The organism is Trujillonella humicola (assembly GCF_046233715.1).
Lineage (GTDB): Bacteria > Actinomycetota > Actinomycetes > Mycobacteriales > Geodermatophilaceae > Trujillonella > Trujillonella humicola.
Genome location: NZ_JBJNRJ010000032.1, coordinates 1 through 15432 on the forward strand (window position 1 = coordinate 1; position 15432 = coordinate 15432).

Sequence of the window (15432 nt, forward strand, 5' to 3'; positions counted from 1 at the left end):
CATCGGGAGCGGCACGGACGGTAGGAGCCAGATCACCACTGGCCAGGATCCCAACCACCGCAACCAGCCGGTGCGGTGCTCAGCACCCTGACACTGAGGGACGGTAGGTCGGCCGCCCCCGCCTCCCGGCGGACCGCAGCACCCCAGGGGTTGACGAAGATCGGCGACAGATTCGTCGACGCCACGGATAGACCTCCCCGCCCGATCACGGGACCTCGAGCACCTGCCCGGGCACCACCACGGCACCCTCCAGGTCGTTCAGCCGCTCGATCGCGTCGACCACCGCGCGCACGTCCTCCCCCGGGTCGGCCACCGCCGCCGCGATGGACCAGACCGTGTCCCCCGGCGCCACGACGACGCTGCTCCCGCCGGCGAGCTCGAGCCCGCTGCCGCTCCCCAGCACCGCGGACAGGACGAGCAGCGCGAGTGCGGACGCCGCGACGGCCAGCGCTGTCAGCACGACCCGCCCACGCCGGGTGAGTCGCAGCGGCCCGTTCCCGCACGGCGCGGGAACCCGCCGGCCCGATCGCACCCGCCCGGCGCCGGTCGCCGCCGCCCACGGAACGGGCCGCGCGGCCGGCCGCACGGTGTCACGGCGCGGCGGCGGCGCGCCTCCCGGGCGGACGCGCGACCGGACCGCCGCGCGTTCGCTCCCCGGTCGCCCGGGCCCGGCGACCCCCGAACCGGGCCCACCCTGCCGGCCGGACGGGACTGCACCTCCGCCGTGCAACCGTCCGCAGACCCCTGCCTCGCGCACCGTGCCCACTCCCGCGCCTCCTCCACGACGGCCACCGCGCACCGGCGGCCCATCGAACAGCCGTTCGAATCGAACGTCTGTGCGATGTCTACCGCACCCCGCCGACAGGAGCGAGCCCGACACGGTCGACTTCGAACATGTGTTTGAGAAGCCGGCCCGAACGCGCTACCGTCCGGGCACGCCTCCGGAACGGCCGGGCGAGGACCGCGGCCGGGCGAGCGGGGCGGACGGACGAGCCGTCACCGGACGGCCGGCGAGGAGGAGACGTGGCGGGCAGCAGCGGGACGTCGGGGGGGCGCGGCGGGTCGCGCCGCGCGGGCGGCACGGCGACCGGCACGCCGTCGGCCCCCACCGCGGAGGTCCGGACCTTTCCGGACCGGGGCGAGGCCGGCGATGGTCTGACCCAGCGGCAGCGGCGCGTCCTGGAGGTCATCCGCGACTCGATCGACCGCCGCGGATACCCGCCGTCCGTACGCGAGATCGGCGAGGCGGTGGGCCTCTCCTCGGCCTCCTCGGTCGCCCACCAGCTGTCGGTGCTGCAGAAGAAGGGCTGGCTGCGGCGCGACCCCAACCGCCCCCGCGCCCTCGACGTCCGGCTCCCCGGCGAGATCGCCGCCGCCGGTGCGGCCGCGCCGCCTCCGCCGGTCGCCGAGGACGCCGCGAGCCCGGCGCCGACCTACGTGCCGCTCGTGGGCCGGATCGCCGCCGGCGGTCCCGTGCTCGCCGAGCAGGCGGTCGAGGACGTCTTCCCGCTGCCCCGCGAGCTGGTCGGCGAGGGCACGCTCTTCATGCTCAAGGTGAGCGGCGACTCGATGGTGGAGGCGGCCATCTGCGATGGCGACTGGGTCGTCGTCCGGCAGCAGCCGACCGCCGAGAACGGCGAGATCGTCGCCGCGATGATCGACGGCGAGGCCACGGTGAAGACCTACAAGCGCAAGGACGGCCACGTGTGGCTGCTGCCGCACAACCCGGCCTACGAGCCCATCCCCGGCGACGACGCGACGGTGCTCGGCCGTGTGGTGACGGTGCTGCGCCGCGTCTGACCTGGAGCCCGGCCGGGTGAGGTCCGGCGCTGGGGTCAGCTGCGGGTCGGCCCGGCCGGCGGCGTGCTCCGGCGGCGTCGCCGGCCCACGAGCCACATGATCGCGGTCGCCAGGGCGGCGGCGAGGAGACCGGCCGTGAGCGGGGAGACGCCGTCCTCGGTCTCGGTGAGGACGTCGGCCAGCGAGCCGTCCGGCGCTCCGGTGGCGCCGGCCGGCGCGGTCGTCGTCGGCACCGGGACGACGCTGACGACGCTCGGGAGCCCCTCGCTGGCCACGACGACCGCGGTCCCGTCGGCGGAGAAGCTGATCGCCTCGCCCTGCGGAGACTCGGGCAGAGCGACGCGGACCGGATCGCCCGCCAGCGCCCCGACGACGTCGGAGCCGGTCAGCGGCCACACGTAGGCGTCGGTGTACGTGCGCAGCGCCAGGGCGGAACCGTCCGCGGCAACCGCGCCGCCGGTGACCAGCAACTGACCGGCCCGGCCCACCGGCCCGCCCGGGGTGCCGGTCAGGGTGAGGTCCACCGAGGCGACCTCGACCAGCCCGACGGTGCCGTTGGGCTCCAGTGCAGCCACCGGCCGGAAGACGTCGCTGGAGCCGAGCACCTCCTTGGTCACGATGTAGGGAGTGCCGTCGGGGGCCAGCAGCAGCGCCTCGGCGTCGTGCGGGCCGTCGGGGTAGGTCAGCCGGTGGACGGCGGTGGAGCCGTCCGGGCGCAGGGCGATCAACGCGACCGTCTCGCGGGTGCCGGTGTTGTCCCCGGTGTCGGCCAGCCAGACCGTGCCGTCCGTCCCGACCGCGAGGTCCTCGGGGTCGAAGGGATCCACGTCCGCCTCGTGCACGCGGATCACCTGGCAGGCCGGGTCGAGGGCGAAGACCTGCACGAGGTCACCGCCGTCGTTGATCGCGAGCATGGTGCCGTCCGCCCCCACGACGAGGCCGGACAGCTCCGTCAGCCGGGGATCGGTGATCTCGCACTGCGTGGTCGCCGGCGCGGCCTCCTCGGCGAGCGCGGCCGGTGCGAGCGCGACCGAGGAGCACAGGACCAGCGCCGGCCCGCCGACGGTCAGGAGGGCGGCAGCGAGCCCCGCGCCGGCCGAGCCTCGGGACGCGCCGGAGCCGTCACGGCGACGCTGGACCCCCGTGGTCCGATCGGCGCGGTGCGGCACCTACCCAGCGTGACAGGACCAGCGCGTCCACCGCGTGAACCACGCCCAGCAGGACGACACCCACGGCGGCGCCGGCGACCGCGTCGCTGACCCAGTGGAAGTTCAGGACGATCATCGCCAGGCCGCACAGCACCGGGCCGACGACCGCGAAGAACCACAGGATGCGCTGGGCTCGCGCGGGCAGACCGAACTCGACCGCCTGCCAGCGCGCCACCCCCCACAGCAGCACCGCGTTGGCCACGTGCCCGGAGGGGAAGGACTCGCCGTCGGGATGGTGCAGGAACTGGCCGCCAGCGAAGGCAGGCGCGGTCCGGCCGATCCCCCACTTCAGCTGGTAGACGACCACGCTCAGCAGCACCAGCGCGAGCACCACGCGCAGCAGCGGCACGACGGTGCGGTACCGAACGAGGAGCCAGCCGACCAGGCAGGCGAGGACGAGCAGCATCGTGCCCCGGCCGCCGATCTGGGTGACCAGCCACAGCGGCTGGTAGGCCGCCGAGTCACGCAGCCCCCACTCCGCCACCTGGTCGGACACCCGGTGGTCCACCCGCTCGGTCAGCCCGTGCCCCAGGAGGTCGAGCGTGAGGAGGGCGGCCACGGCGACCGCGATGAGGACCGCCCACCACGTCGGCCGGCCGGCGGACACGACCGGAGGGTGCTCGGGCACCGGTCGCCGGAGCATGGCCGGGAGGGAGCGCCGCACCACGCCGCTGGTCACCGGGTCACGGTACCCGGCCGTGACCCGATCGTGACCTCGGCCGGGCCGGTGCGCCGCTGCACGGGGTGGCCGGGTCAGGCGACCGGGCCGGCGAACTCCCCGAGGGCCGCGGCGAGGGCACCGTCGACCCGCGCGGCCAGCCGGGTGCCGCCGGACTCGTGGCTCTCGCTGAGCACCTCGCCGTCCCGGTGCACGCGGGCCACCAGGTCGCCGCGGTCGTAGGGCACCAGCACGTCCACCTCGATCTCGGGGTGCGGCAGCCGCGCGGCCAGGATCTCCCGCAGCCGCTCGATGCCCTCCCCGGTGCGCGCCGAGACCCACACCGCGCCGGGCAGCGCCTGGCGGAGGGTGAGCACGTCCTCCTCGGTCATGGCGTCGACCTTGTTCACCACGATGAGCTCGGGGACCGACGAGGCGTCGATCTCCTGGAGGACGACGTGGACGGCGTCGATCTGGCCGACCGGGTCGGGATCGGACCCGTCGACGACGTGCAGCAGCAGGTCGGCGGCGGCCACCTCCTCCAGGGTCGACCGGAAGGCGTCGACCAGCTGGTGCGGCAGGTGGCGCACGAAGCCGACGGTGTCGGTGAGGGTGTACTCGCGGCCCTCCTCGGTCTGCGCGCGGCGGACCGTGGGATCGAGAGTGGCGAACAGCGCGTTCTCCACCAGCACGCCCGCGCCGGTGAGCCGGTTGAGCAGGCTGGACTTGCCGGCGTTGGTGTAGCCGGCGATCGCCACGCTCGGCACGGCGTTGCGGTCGCGGTTGGAGCGCTGGGTCTGCCGGGCGGTCGCCATGCCGGCGATCTCCCGGCGCAGCTTGCTCATCCGCGAGCGGATGCGCCGCCGGTCGGTCTCGATCTTGGTCTCGCCGGGACCGCGGGTGCCGATGCCGCCACCACCGGCGACGCGTCCACCGGCCTGCCGGGACATCGACTCACCCCAGCCGCGCAGCCGCGGGAGCATGTACTGCATCTGCGCCAGCTCGACCTGGGCCTTGCCCTCCCGGCTGCTCGCGTGCTGGGCGAAGATGTCGAGGATCAGCGCCGTCCGGTCGACGACCTTGACCTTGAGGATCTTCTCCAGGGCGTTCAGCTGGCCCGGGGTGAGCTCGCCGTCGCAGATCACGGTGTCGGCGCCGGTCGAGGCGACGATGTCGCGGATCTCGGCCGCCTTGCCGGAGCCGACGTAGGTGCCTGCGTCGGGGGTCGGGCGCCGCTGGCTGACGGCCTCGAGCACCTGGGATCCGGCCGTCTCGGCCAGCGCGGCGAGCTCGGCCAGGGACCGGTCGGCGTCGGCCTGCGTGCCCTCGGTCCACACCCCGACCAGCACCACGCGCTCGAGGCGCAGCCGGCGGTACTCGACCTCGGTGACGTCGGCGAGCTCGGTGGACAGGCCCGCGACGCGGCGCAGCGCGCCGCGCTGCTCGAGGTCGTAGCTCCCGGTGGTGTCGTCGGGCTCGTCCCAGCGGCCGGCCGGACGCACGGCCTCCTCGGCGGGCGGGGTGGCGCCGGCGGCACGCTCGGCGCGGTCCTGCGCGTCGGCGAGCACGGCGCGGTTCTGTGCGGTGGTCATCGGCTCCAGCGTGGCATGCCCGTTCCGCCCGGGCACCTGAGTTGTCTCTTCCGTGGAGATCACTGCTCGTGTCATCGGTGGGTACAACGCCGGCGGAGCCCGCATGCATCCCGCCCCCGTGCGGGTAGGGCCGTCCCGACAGGGAGAGGACACCGGACACGAGGAGGCACCCGTGAGCACCAGCAGCAGCGAGGGGCTGGACGACCCGGGCCGCGACCCGGCAGGGCTCGACCCGCCGCGCAACCCGTTCGGCGGCCCGGACCAGGACACCGGCCGCGGACGGCCCCGGGGCACCGGCAACGTGGGTCCGGCGGACAAGCCCGAGGCGCCGACCGACGAGCCGGAGACACGGGCGGACACCCCCGACCGGCCCTGATCGGGGGAGCGGGTCAGGGCCGGTCGGCCGGCCCCTCCAGCCACTCGGCGGTGAGCTCGCCGACGGCGACGACGGCCGCCGGGCCGCGCAGCACGGTGGTCTGCGGCGAGACGTCGACGGTCAGCCGGCCGCCGGGGACGTCGACCACGACGGTCCCGGCGGCCGCGCCACCGGCGACCAGTGCGGCGTAGGCCGCGGCGCACGCACCGGTTCCGCAGGAGCGGGTCTCCCCCACCCCGCGCTCGTGCACCCGGAGCCGGACGTGCGCGTCGGCGCCCTCGACGTCCCGGCCCTCGGCTGCCCCGCGCAGCACGGTCACGAGCTCGACGTTGACGCCGTCGGGGAACAGCGCCGGGTCGACCTCCGGCCGGCCGGAGAGGTCCAGCGCGTCGAGGTCGACGTCGGTCAGGCAGGCCAGGTGCGGGTTGCCCATCGACACCGCGAGCCCGTCGAAGCGGTGCCCGCCCACCTCGGTCGAGCCGCGGCCGAACTCCCGGGCCGGGCCCATGTCGACCCAGTAGGTCCCGTCGTCCCCCGCACCCACCCGGCGCGGTCCGCCCCGGGTGCCGATCCACACCCCGTCGGCGCACGCGGCCCGGTCGAGCAGACCCTCGGTGACCAGCACGTGCAGGAACAGCCGCACGCCGTTGCCGCACATCTCGGCCAGGGAACCGTCGGCGTTGCGGTGGTCCATGAACCACTCGCAGCGGTCGAGGTCCTCGCCGAGCACCGCCGCGGCGTCGGGGACGTGGATGCTGCGCACGACCCGCAGGACGCCGTCCCCACCGAGGCCGGCGCGGCGGTCGCAGAGCCGGCGGACCATCGCGGCGTCCAGCCGGTCCTGCGGCCAGCGGTTGCCGTCGGGGTCGGGCAGGACGACGAAGTCGTTCTCCGTGCCGTGCCCCACCAGGACGCGGTCGTGCGTGCTCACGGGTCCTCCTCGCCGGCGCCCGCCGGTCGCGTGCGCGGCGCTGCTGTGCTGCTGCACGGCTCACCGCCGCGCACCCGGTCCAGGGTACGGCCGGTGATCACCGCGGCGACGGCGTCGGCCAGGTCGGGCCGCCCCGCGTCGAACCAGCTGGTCGCGGGGTCGCGCCGGAACCAGGAGCGCTGACGGCGCACGAAGCGCCGGGTGGTGGTGACGGTGCGCTCCCGCGCCCCCGCGGCGGAGAGCTCGCCGTCCAGCTGGGCGAGCACCTGGGCGTAGCCCAGCGCCCGGGACGCGGTGGGGCCCTCCCGGAGCCCCTCGGCGGCCAGCGCCTCCACCTCGGCGACGAATCCGGCGGCCCACATGCGGTCGACCCGGCGGGCGATCCGCTCGTCCAGCTCGGCCGGCTCCCGGTCCAGCCCGACGACCACGGCCGGGTAGTGCGGGCGGGGCTCGGGCAGCGAGGCGCGGAAGGGCCGACCGGTCAGCTCCACCACCTCCAGGGCGCGGACGATCCGCCGGCCGTTGCCGGGCAGCACCGCCGCGGCCGCGGCCGGGTCGACCGCGGCCAGGCGGGCGTGCAGCGCGGCGGGCCCCACCTCGGCCAGCTCGGCCTCCAGCCGGGCGCGCACCTGCGGGTCGGTCCCGGGGAAGTCGAGCTCGTCGAGGACCGCGCGCACGTACAGGCCGGAACCGCCGACCAGCAGCGGGAGCACGCCGGCCGCCCGGAGGCGGTCGATCTCGGCGCGCGCGCGGTCCCGGTACTCGGCCACCGACGCCGGCTGCCGCACGTGCCACAGGTCGAGCAGGTGGTGCGGGACGCCGCCACGCTCGGCGAGGTCGGGCTTCGCGGTGCCGATGTCCATGCCGCGGTAGAGCTGCATGGAGTCGGCGTTGACGACCTCACCGCCCAGCCGCCGGCACAGCGTGACGGCCAGGGCGGTCTTGCCCGTCGCCGTCGGCCCCACCACGGCGACCACCGGCGGTAGCGCCGGACCGGTCACGGTGCCGTCGGCGACGCCGTCGGGGCCGCCGTCCAGGACGCCACGAGGTAGCCGACCCCCAGCGGTGCCGCGTCGTGGTGCAGCCGCGCGGTGACCGTGCGGCCCTCGACCACCTGGCCCACCGCGCGCCACACGGGCACCCCGGCGGCCAGCAGCCGCTCCCCCTCCTCGGCGTCCAGGGCGGCGAGCGCCGCGGCGTCGCCGGCGGCGAGCGCGGCGGCGACCGCGGCGTCGAACGGCGCCGCGGCCCCGTCCAGGTAGCCGGGGGCCTTGACGCTGCGCCGGGCGGAGCCGTCGCCCAGGGCGAGGACCCCGACGGTGCCGCCGTCGAGATCGGCGAGGGCGGCGGCGAGGCCGGCCGGGCCGACGCCGAGCCGCAGCCCGGCGTACCCGGCCTGGTCGAGCAGCCAGGCGCCGAGGGTCAGCGCCGGCCGGGTGCGGCGGCCGCCGGGGCGCACGCCGCCGCTGAAGGCCACCTCGACGTCGACCCCCACGCCGCGCAGGTCGCCGGCATCACCGGCGCCGCAGCGGCCGTCGACGCCGGGAGCCACGACGACGACGGCCTCGGGCCCGTCGGCCAGCAGCGCCTCGACCGCCTCGGCGCACGCGCGCCGCAGCGCCGTCGTCTCCTCCGCCGGCCGGCCCTCGACCGCGGGGTGCAGCAGCGGCGGGCAGGGGCAGAAGGCGATCGACAGCGACCCCGCCGGGGCGCCGCCGGCGGACACGGCGGCCGGCACGGCGGCGTGTCCGGCCTGATCAGTCGTCACGGCAGCAGTGTCGCCGATGCGACGTGGGACACTGCGGTGCGTGTCGAGCACGGAGAGCCCCGTAGACGGTTCGCAGCAGGTCCCCACCCCCGACGAGGCCGGGTCCCCGGCCGCCACGGAGGCCGTCGCCCCGGAGGCCGGGACCCCGGCGGCGCCCAGCCCCGCGGACGCGGTGCTGGCCGATCCGACGGCCGCGGATGCCTCCGAGACGGCGGCTGAACCGGCTCCCGCGGCGGCCGCCGGGCCGGTCCCCGCGGAGCCCGCCGCCAGCGAGAGCCCGGCCGGCGCCGAGCCCCCGGCCGGCACCGAGCCGCCCGCGGAGCCGGTGGTGCCGGGCCCGCTGCCCGAGGAGGCGGGAGCCGCCGTCGCCGCTCACCCTGCACCGGCCGCCCTGCCCGCGCACCACGCCGGCGAGCCGGCCACGGCACCGGCGTCGGACCCGACCGCCTGGGGCCGGGTGGACGAGGACGGCACGGTCTACGTGCGCACCGCCGACGGCGAGCGCGCCGTCGGGTCCTGGCAGGCGGGTGATCCGGCTGCCGGCCTCGCCCACTTCGGGCGCCGCTACGACGACCTGGCCACCGAGGTCGCCCTGCTCGAGGCCCGGCTGCGGGCGCACACGGGCAACCCGGGCGAGCTGAAGAGCAAGGCGCAGGCGCTCGCCGAGCAGATCCCCACCGCCACCGCCGTCGGCGACCTCGACGGCCTGGCCGCCCGGGCCCGCGCCATGGTGGAGACGGCGGACTCCGCGGCCGCCGAGTCCCGGGCGGAGAAGGCGGCCCACCGCGCCGCGCAGATCGCGCGCAAGGAGGCGCTGGCCGCCGAGGCGGAGCAGATCGCCGCGGAGTCCACGGCCTGGAAGGCGGCCGGCGACCGGCTCAAGGCGATCGTCGAGGAGTGGAAGACGATCCGCGGCATCGACCGCAAGACCGACGAGGCGCTGTGGCAGCGGTTCGCCGCCGCGCGCGACGCCTTCGGTCGCCGGCGCGGTGCTCACTTCGCCGCCCTGGACGCGCAGCGCGGCGAGGCCCGGGCGGCCAAGCAGGAGCTGATCGCCGAGGCGCAGCGGTTGTCCACGTCGACCGAGTGGGGCCCGACCAGCGCGGCGATGCGCTCGCTCATGGACCGCTGGAAGGCGGTGCCGCGCACCGGTCGTGACGGCGACGACGACCTGTGGAAGCAGTTCCGCGCCGCGCAGGACGTCTTCTTCGCCGCCCGCACCGAGTCGGACAAGGCGCGCACGACCGAGGAGCTGGCCAACCAGCAGGCCAAGGAGCAGATCCTGGCCGAGGCCGAGAAGCTGGACCCGGCCAAGGACCTGCGCGGCGCGCAGAACGCCCTGCGCAAGCTGCAGGAGCGCTACGACGCCATCGGGCACGTCCCGCGCGGCGCCATGCGGTCGCTGGAGGACCGGATGCAAGCCGTCGAACAGCGGGTCCGCGGCGCGGCCGACGCCGGCCGGGTGCGCACCGCCCCGGAGAACCCGATGGTCATCTCGATGCGTGCGGCCGTGACGAAGGCCGAGGAGCAGCTGGCCAAGGCCGAGGCCTCCGCGGACGCCCGTCGGATCTCCGAGGCGCAGGCCAACCTCGCCACCCGGCGGGAGTGGCTGGCCGAGGCCGAGAAGGCCTCCTCCCGCCGGTGACCCACGAGGCATAGGAAGCTCTACCCACGTCCTCGGGCCGAGGACGTGGGTGGAGCTTCCTATGCCTGGGTCAGCAGCCGGTGGACACGGGCAGTGGCTCGGGCACGCCGATCCGCGGCATGCCCAGTGCGACTCCGGGGGTCGTCGGTCTCGTCCCGGCCTCGTATGCGTCGCCGGCCCGCGTGCGCCGGTGCGACAGCAGCGGCCCGTCGGCGACGAGGTGGTGCGGCGCGGCCTGGGTGATCACCGTCTGGACGACGTCGCCCGGGCGGACGCCGGTCGCCGCGGTGAAGTGCACGAGCCGGCCGTCACGCGCCCGTCCGGACAGCCGTCCGGTGCGCGCGTCCTTGCTGCCCTCCCCGGCGGCCACCAGCAGCTCCACCGTGCGGCCGACCTGCGCGCGGTTCTCGGCCCAGCTGATCTCGTCCTGCAGCGCGGTGAGCCGCAGGTAGCGCTCCTGGACGACGTCCTTGGGCAGCTGCCCGTCCATCTCCGCAGCCGGGGTCCCGGGCCGCTTGGAGTACTGGAACGTGAACGCGCCGGCGAAGCGGGCCTGCCGGACCACCTCGAGGGTCTGCTGGAAGTCGGCCTCGGTCTCCCCGGGGAAGCCGACGATGACATCGGTGGTGATGGCGGCGTCGGGCATCGCGGCGCGGACCCGGTCGATGATCCCGAGGTAGCGATCCTGCCGGTACGCCCGGCGCATCCGGCGCAGCACGTCGTCCGACCCCGACTGCAGCGGCATGTGGAGCTGGTGGCACACCGCCGGGGTCTCGGCCATGGCGGCGATGACGTCGTCGGTGAACTCCCGCGGGTGCGGGCTGGTGAAGCGGATGCGCTCGAGCCCCTCGATCCGACCGGCTGCACGCAGCAGGTCGGCGAAGGCGCCCTGCTCGCCGAACTCGACGCCGTAGGCGTTCACGTTCTGGCCGAGCAGCGTCACCTCGAGCACGCCCTGGTCCACCAGCGCCTGCACCTCGGCGAGGATCTCGCCGGGACGGCGGTCCTTCTCCCTGCCGCGCAGCGCCGGGACGATGCAGAACGTGCACGTGTTGTTGCACCCCACGCTGATCGACACCCAGCCGGCGTAGGCCGAGTCCCGCCGGGCGGGCAGCGTGGAGGGGAACACCTCGAGCGCCTCGGCGATCTCGATCTGGGCCTCGGCGTTGTGCCGGGCGCGCTCCAGCAGGGCCGGCAGCGACCCGACGTTGTGGGTGCCGAAGACGACGTCGACCCACGGCGCCCGCCGCACGATCTCGCCGCGGTCCTTCTGCGCCAAGCAGCCGCCGACGGCGATCTGCATGCCGGGCCGGGCGTCCTTCACCGGCCGCAGGTGCCCCAGGTTGCCGTAGAGCCGGTTGTCGGCGTTCTCCCGCACCGCGCAGGTGTTGAGGACGACGACGTCGGCGTCGTCCCCGTCGTCGGCCGCGGTGTACCCGGCGGCCTCGAGCAGGCCGGCGAGGCGCTCGGAGTCGTGCACGTTCATCTGGCACCCGTACGTGCGCACCCGGTAGGTGCGCGCCGGGGCGTCGTCGCGGGGCGAGGCTGCGCTGTCCATGTCGCCGACGAGCGTACGGCGGCCCGGCAGCCCGACCGCTGCGCCGGTTCCCGGCCGCCCCCGGCCGGGAGGCGGCGGCCGGAAGGCGGCGGGCGGGAGGCGGCGGGCGGGAGGCGGCGGGCGGGAGGCGGCGGGCGGGACCGTGGTGCGGCGGGCGGGACCCGGGTGGCGCATGGGACGGACGGCGGTCATGACCTCCCGAGGTACTGCCGAGAACCACGGCGTGGACACCGCTCTTCGCCCCGTCGTGCCGCCGCTGCCCGCGGTGACGCGGCTGTCCGACGACCAGCCGGACGCCGCGCAGGACTTCGTCAACCGGCTGCGCTCGGCCGCGCCGGCGTTCGCGACGGCTGCCGGCGCCGACACGGCGGTCGTGCGCGAGGTCGTGCCGCCCGCCCGGCACCGTCGGTCCCGCTGCCGCCTGGTGCTGCGCTTCCCCGGCGAGGTCGAGGTGGACCTCACCTTCCTCGGCGGGGTGAGCCGCCCGGGCACCGACGACGGCGACTTCGACGCCCAGATCCAGACCTGGCTGGCAGGTGACCGCAGCAACGAGCAGGCCTGGCTGGTGCCCGACGACGAGTCCCCCGACGGCCTGGCCGTCGACGTGACCGCGTGGGCCGGGCTCCTCCGGTCCGAGGCGGTCTGAGCGGACCGGTAGCGAGCCGCCTCGTGCTCGTTCACGGCAGGAACGCGTCGAGCCCCTGCTCGGGGTGACCTGCGCCGGCTCCGGCGTCGTCCTCCTCGGCGTCCCACGAGCCGTCGAGCGCCTCGCGGACCACGATGCCGGCCAGCCCCGCGCCGTAGCCCTTGCGGGCGAGCATGCCGAGCAGCCGGCGGTGGGCGGTCTCGCGATCGACGCGGCGCAGGCTCGGGACGCGCCGGGCCACCAGCCGGCGGGCGGCGTCCCACTCGTCCTGGTCGTCGACGAGGGCCAATGCCTCCTCGGCGTCCTCGGCCTGCACGCCCTTGGCACGCAACTCGGCGCCCAGTGCCCGGCGGGACAGCCCCCGGCCGGCCTGTCGCGAGTTCACCCACGCGCGGGCGAAGGCGGCGTCGTCGATCAGGCCGACCTCGCCGAAGCGGTCGAGGACCGCAGTGGCCGCGTCGGGCGGGACCCCCTTGCGCGCCAGGATCTCCGCGAGCTGGCGGCGCGTCTTCGCGGCCCCGGTCAGCGCCCGCAGGCAGATCGCCCGGGCGACGGCCTCGGCATCGCCGGGGTCGTCCGCCGGGTCGCCCGGCGGCGCGGCTGCATCCCGGTCCGGGGATGCGGCGCGCCGCCGACGCGACCGGGACGGAGCGGCACCCCAGGGGCCGTAGCCCTCGCGCCGACCCTCGGGCTCCTCGCCCACCGGGCTCAGAAGTCGGGGGCGTCGGGAACGGCCGGCGCGTCGATCTGCGGGCCGATGCCCAGCTTCTCCTTGATCTTCTTCTCGATCTCGTCGGCCAGGTCGGGGTTGTCGCGCAGGAACCCGCGGACGTTCTCCTTGCCCTGGCCCAGCTGGTCGCCCTCGTACGTGTACCAGGCCCCGGACTTCTTCACGATGGCCTGCTCGACGCCGATGTCGATGAGGCCGCCCTCGCGGCTGAAGCCGGCGCCCCAGAGCAGGTCGAGCTCGGCCTGCTTGAACGGCGCGGCCACCTTGTTCTTGACGACCTTGACGCGCACCCGGCTGCCGACCGCGTCGGTGCCCTGCTTGAGCGTCTCGATGCGCCGCACGTCCAGGCGCACCGACGAGTAGAACTTCAGCGCGCGGCCACCGGTCGTGACCTCGGGCGAGCCGTAGACCACGCCGACCTTCTCGCGCAGCTGGTTGATGAAGATCGCCGTCGTCCCGGAGTTGTTCAGGGCGCCGGTGATCTTGCGGAGCGCCTGGCTCATGAGGCGCGCCTGCAGGCCGACGTGGCTGTCGCCCATCTCGCCCTCGATCTCGGCGCGGGGCACCAGGGCGGCCACCGAGTCGATGACGATGATGTCCAGCGCGCCGGAGCGGATCAGCATGTCGGCGATCTCGAGCGCCTGCTCACCGGTGTCGGGCTGGCTCACCAGCAGGGCGTCGGTGTCGACCCCGATGGCCCGCGCGTACTCGGGGTCGAGGGCGTGCTCGGCGTCGATGAACGCCGCGATGCCGCCGGCGGCCTGCGCGTTGGCCACCGCGTGCAGCGCGACGGTCGTCTTGCCGGAGGCCTCGGGGCCGTACACCTCGACGACCCGGCCGCGCGGCAGGCCGCCGATGCCCAGCGCGATGTCGAGGGCGATCGAGCCGGTCGGGATGACCTTGATCGCCTGCGCGGCGCTGTCGCCCAGCCGCATGACCGAGCCCTTGCCGAACTGCTTGTCGATCTGGGCGAGGGCCATGTCGAGGGCCTTGTCGCGGTCGAGCGTTGCCATGGTGTTCACCTTCGGGAAGTCACGGTGCTGTGGGTGTCAATCGGATCGGTGCCGACGCTAGGGACGAGGTCTGACACTTCCGGGGGACCGACCGCACCTGTGGAGGAACACCCGGCCTGTGGAACACAGTAGGCCGAACACGTGTTCGACCGCCAGCCCGACACGCCACGGGTCCCAGCGGCCCCAGGAGGCCCGCGACGCGCTCCCCCGTCCGCCGGCTGGCGACCCCTCAGCGGTCCTTGACGGGGACCTCGTACTCCTCGCAGATGGCCAGCCACACCCGCCGCACGGGCAGTCCCGCCTCGAGCGCGTCGGCCGCCGTCCGGCCGCCGAGCGCGGCGAACACGTGGTCGCGCACGACGCTCTGCGCCCGCATCGACCCGAACTGCTCCTCGAGCCTGGCCCAGAACTCCTGCAGACGCACGTCCCCGACGCTAGCGTGCCGACGCGGCGCCCATCCCGGCACGCAGGCGCCGGACGAGCGCGGCCGGATCGTCGACGGCGATGCGCAGCTCGGTCACCGGCTCGGAGCCGGCGCGGCGGTGGGACAGGACGCGGGGCGTCCGCAGCTCGAGGTCGACCTGCGTCGCGGACGCCTGGTTCACCGACACGGCCCGATGCGGGCCGCCCACGTGCAGGCGCACCGTCCGCGAGCCCTCCACCGACCGGCGGCGCACCCGCACCGCCGCGATGTCCGCCCAGGGCAGGTGCAGGTCGACGGCGGCGAACCCGTGCCGCACCCGCAGCCCCGTGCCGTCCACCCAGTGCGGTGTCGTCCGCAGGGCGGCCAGCAGCCCGAGCATCCACAGCACCCCGTAGACCCCGGCGAGGTCCAGGACGAGGCGCAGGGCGTCCCACGGCACGAGCAGGTGCACGACGACGACCTCGATCGCCGAGACGACGACGAAGGCCCAGATCACCGGCGTCGAGGCGCCCGCGGACGGGAATGCCTCCGCCCCGTCGGGCACCCGGGGGCGGCGGAGCACCCAGCGCAGCAGCGCCCGCCACATGGCGAGTTCGAGCTCCAGGCCCCGGCGCGCCACGTCGGCGGCCCGGGCCGCCGCGCTCACGACGCCGCCCCGTCGACCAGCTCGCGCAGCCGCACCAGCACCTCGTCCAGGGCGGCGACCAGGCCCGCCAGGCGGTCCGGGCCGAGGCCACCGAGGAGCTGACCGGCCAGCTCGGCCTGCCCTTCGCCGAGGTCGGCGACCAGCCGGGAGCCGCGGTCGGTGAAGGAGACCAGCGTCGCCCGCCGGTCGGTGGGATGCGGGCCGCGCGCGACGAGCCCGGCGTCGGCCAGCCCGTCCACGAGCCCGGTGACGTTGCGGGGGGTCACGCCCAAGGCGTCGGCGATGGCGCGCTGGGTGCTCGGACCGTGCGCGCGCAGGTGCCACAGCAGGGTGGCCCGCGGGACCGTGAGCCCCAGCGCAGCAAGACCCTCCGCCATGTCGCGGCCGAGCAGGACGGTGACCTCGAGCAGCCGGTCGAGCGCGGTCAGCGGGTCCTC

General features: G+C 75.8%; 17 protein-coding genes. 4 read left to right on the forward strand and 13 right to left on the reverse strand.

Annotated elements, in window-relative coordinates:
• Window positions 1–205 precede the first annotated feature (205 nt).
• Window positions 206–460, reverse strand: a complete 255-nt coding sequence (locus ACK586_RS15755) for a LysM peptidoglycan-binding domain-containing protein (RefSeq protein ID WP_409331439.1) — start codon at window positions 458–460, stop codon at window positions 206–208.
• Between the two features lie 563 nt (window positions 461–1023).
• Here ACK586_RS15755 and lexA point away from each other — a divergent pair.
• Window positions 1024–1800: a transcriptional repressor LexA gene (gene lexA, locus ACK586_RS15760; RefSeq protein ID WP_409331440.1), complete on the forward strand. Its 777-nt coding sequence runs from the start codon at window positions 1024–1026 to the stop codon at window positions 1798–1800.
• 35 nt (window positions 1801–1835) lie between these two features.
• On the opposite strand, the gene ACK586_RS15765 is transcribed toward lexA, so the two are convergent.
• From ACK586_RS15765 to hflX, 3 genes are all read right to left on the reverse strand, one after another.
• The gene (locus ACK586_RS15765; RefSeq protein WP_409331441.1) at window positions 1836–2969 is read right to left on the reverse strand and encodes an SMP-30/gluconolactonase/LRE family protein; all 1134 of its coding nucleotides are present in this window, start codon (window positions 2967–2969) and stop codon (window positions 1836–1838) included.
• Window positions 2923–3687: a phosphatase PAP2 family protein gene (locus ACK586_RS15770; protein ID WP_409331442.1), complete on the reverse strand. Its 765-nt coding sequence runs from the start codon at window positions 3685–3687 to the stop codon at window positions 2923–2925. Before ACK586_RS15770 ends, ACK586_RS15765 begins: the two co-directional genes overlap by 47 nt.
• 74 nt (window positions 3688–3761) lie before the next feature.
• Window positions 3762–5258: a GTPase HflX gene (gene hflX, locus ACK586_RS15775; RefSeq protein WP_409331443.1), complete on the reverse strand. Its 1497-nt coding sequence runs from the start codon at window positions 5256–5258 to the stop codon at window positions 3762–3764.
• Between the two features lie 172 nt (window positions 5259–5430).
• Here hflX and ACK586_RS15780 point away from each other — a divergent pair, with 172 nt between their 5' ends.
• Window positions 5431–5634, forward strand: a complete 204-nt coding sequence (locus ACK586_RS15780) for a hypothetical protein (RefSeq protein WP_409331444.1) — start codon at window positions 5431–5433, stop codon at window positions 5632–5634.
• A 13-nt stretch (window positions 5635–5647) separates the two neighbouring features.
• Here ACK586_RS15780 and dapF read toward each other — a convergent pair whose 3' ends face one another.
• The 3 genes from dapF to ACK586_RS15795 are packed head-to-tail and all read right to left on the reverse strand — an operon-like array spanning window position 5648 to window position 8333.
• Window positions 5648–6565 carry a diaminopimelate epimerase gene (gene dapF / locus ACK586_RS15785; RefSeq protein WP_409331445.1) on the reverse strand — a complete coding sequence of 306 codons (918 nt, stop codon included), beginning with the start codon at window positions 6563–6565 and terminating at the stop codon, window positions 5648–5650.
• Window positions 6562–7566: a tRNA (adenosine(37)-N6)-dimethylallyltransferase MiaA gene (gene miaA / locus ACK586_RS15790; RefSeq protein ID WP_409331446.1), complete on the reverse strand. Its 1005-nt coding sequence runs from the start codon at window positions 7564–7566 to the stop codon at window positions 6562–6564. Before miaA ends, dapF begins: the two co-directional genes overlap by 4 nt.
• The gene (locus tag ACK586_RS15795; RefSeq protein ID WP_409331447.1) at window positions 7563–8333 is read right to left on the reverse strand and encodes a class III extradiol ring-cleavage dioxygenase family protein; all 771 of its coding nucleotides are present in this window, start codon (window positions 8331–8333) and stop codon (window positions 7563–7565) included. The genes miaA and ACK586_RS15795 overlap by 4 nt, the downstream gene beginning before the upstream one ends.
• 40 nt (window positions 8334–8373) lie before the next feature.
• Here ACK586_RS15795 and ACK586_RS15800 point away from each other — a divergent pair, with 40 nt between their 5' ends.
• On the forward strand, window positions 8374–9978 hold the full coding sequence (locus ACK586_RS15800; RefSeq protein WP_409331448.1) for a DUF349 domain-containing protein: 1605 nt from the start codon (window positions 8374–8376) through the stop codon (window positions 9976–9978).
• A gap of 70 nt (window positions 9979–10048) precedes the next feature.
• Here the strand turns inward: ACK586_RS15800 and miaB are convergent, their stop codons facing one another.
• Window positions 10049–11536: a tRNA (N6-isopentenyl adenosine(37)-C2)-methylthiotransferase MiaB gene (gene miaB / locus ACK586_RS15805; protein ID WP_409331449.1), complete on the reverse strand. Its 1488-nt coding sequence runs from the start codon at window positions 11534–11536 to the stop codon at window positions 10049–10051.
• Window positions 11537–11726: 190 nt separating this feature from the next.
• On the opposite strand from miaB, the gene ACK586_RS15810 reads away from it, so the two are divergent.
• Window positions 11727–12182, forward strand: coding sequence for a hypothetical protein (locus tag ACK586_RS15810; protein ID WP_409331450.1), 456 nt, complete (start codon window positions 11727–11729; stop codon window positions 12180–12182).
• Window positions 12183–12213: 31 nt separating this feature from the next.
• On the opposite strand, the gene ACK586_RS15815 is transcribed toward ACK586_RS15810, so the two are convergent.
• From ACK586_RS15815 to ACK586_RS15835, 5 genes are all read right to left on the reverse strand, one after another.
• The gene (locus tag ACK586_RS15815) at window positions 12214–12885 is read right to left on the reverse strand and encodes a regulatory protein RecX (RefSeq protein WP_409331451.1); all 672 of its coding nucleotides are present in this window, start codon (window positions 12883–12885) and stop codon (window positions 12214–12216) included.
• Window positions 12886–12890: 5 nt separating this feature from the next.
• Window positions 12891–13925 carry a recombinase RecA gene (gene recA, locus ACK586_RS15820; RefSeq protein WP_409331452.1) on the reverse strand — a complete coding sequence of 345 codons (1035 nt, stop codon included), beginning with the start codon at window positions 13923–13925 and terminating at the stop codon, window positions 12891–12893.
• A gap of 229 nt (window positions 13926–14154) precedes the next feature.
• Window positions 14155–14349: a DUF3046 domain-containing protein gene (locus ACK586_RS15825; protein ID WP_409331453.1), complete on the reverse strand. Its 195-nt coding sequence runs from the start codon at window positions 14347–14349 to the stop codon at window positions 14155–14157.
• 10 nt (window positions 14350–14359) lie between these two features.
• Window positions 14360–14995 carry a hypothetical protein gene (locus ACK586_RS15830; protein ID WP_409331454.1) on the reverse strand — a complete coding sequence of 212 codons (636 nt, stop codon included), beginning with the start codon at window positions 14993–14995 and terminating at the stop codon, window positions 14360–14362.
• Window positions 14992–15372 carry a MarR family winged helix-turn-helix transcriptional regulator gene (locus tag ACK586_RS15835; RefSeq protein ID WP_409331455.1) on the reverse strand — a complete coding sequence of 127 codons (381 nt, stop codon included), beginning with the start codon at window positions 15370–15372 and terminating at the stop codon, window positions 14992–14994. The genes ACK586_RS15830 and ACK586_RS15835 overlap by 4 nt, the downstream gene beginning before the upstream one ends.
• Window positions 15373–15432 lie beyond the last annotated feature (60 nt).

What these genes read in the sequence shown, in the direction of transcription:
- hflX (WP_409331443.1), bottom strand. Translation starts at nt 5,258, where the DNA reads ATGACCACCGCACAGAACCGCGCCGTGCTCGCCGACGCGCAGGACCGC.
- recA (WP_409331452.1), bottom strand. Translation starts at nt 13,925, where the DNA reads ATGGCAACGCTCGACCGCGACAAGGCCCTCGACATGGCCCTCGCCCAG.
- ACK586_RS15835 (WP_409331455.1), bottom strand. Translation starts at nt 15,372, where the DNA reads ATGGCGGAGGGTCTTGCTGCGCTGGGGCTCACGGTCCCGCGGGCCACC.
- miaB (WP_409331449.1), bottom strand. Translation starts at nt 11,536, where the DNA reads ATGGACAGCGCAGCCTCGCCCCGCGACGACGCCCCGGCGCGCACCTAC.
- ACK586_RS15810 (WP_409331450.1), top strand. Translation starts at nt 11,727, where the DNA reads ATGACCTCCCGAGGTACTGCCGAGAACCACGGCGTGGACACCGCTCTT.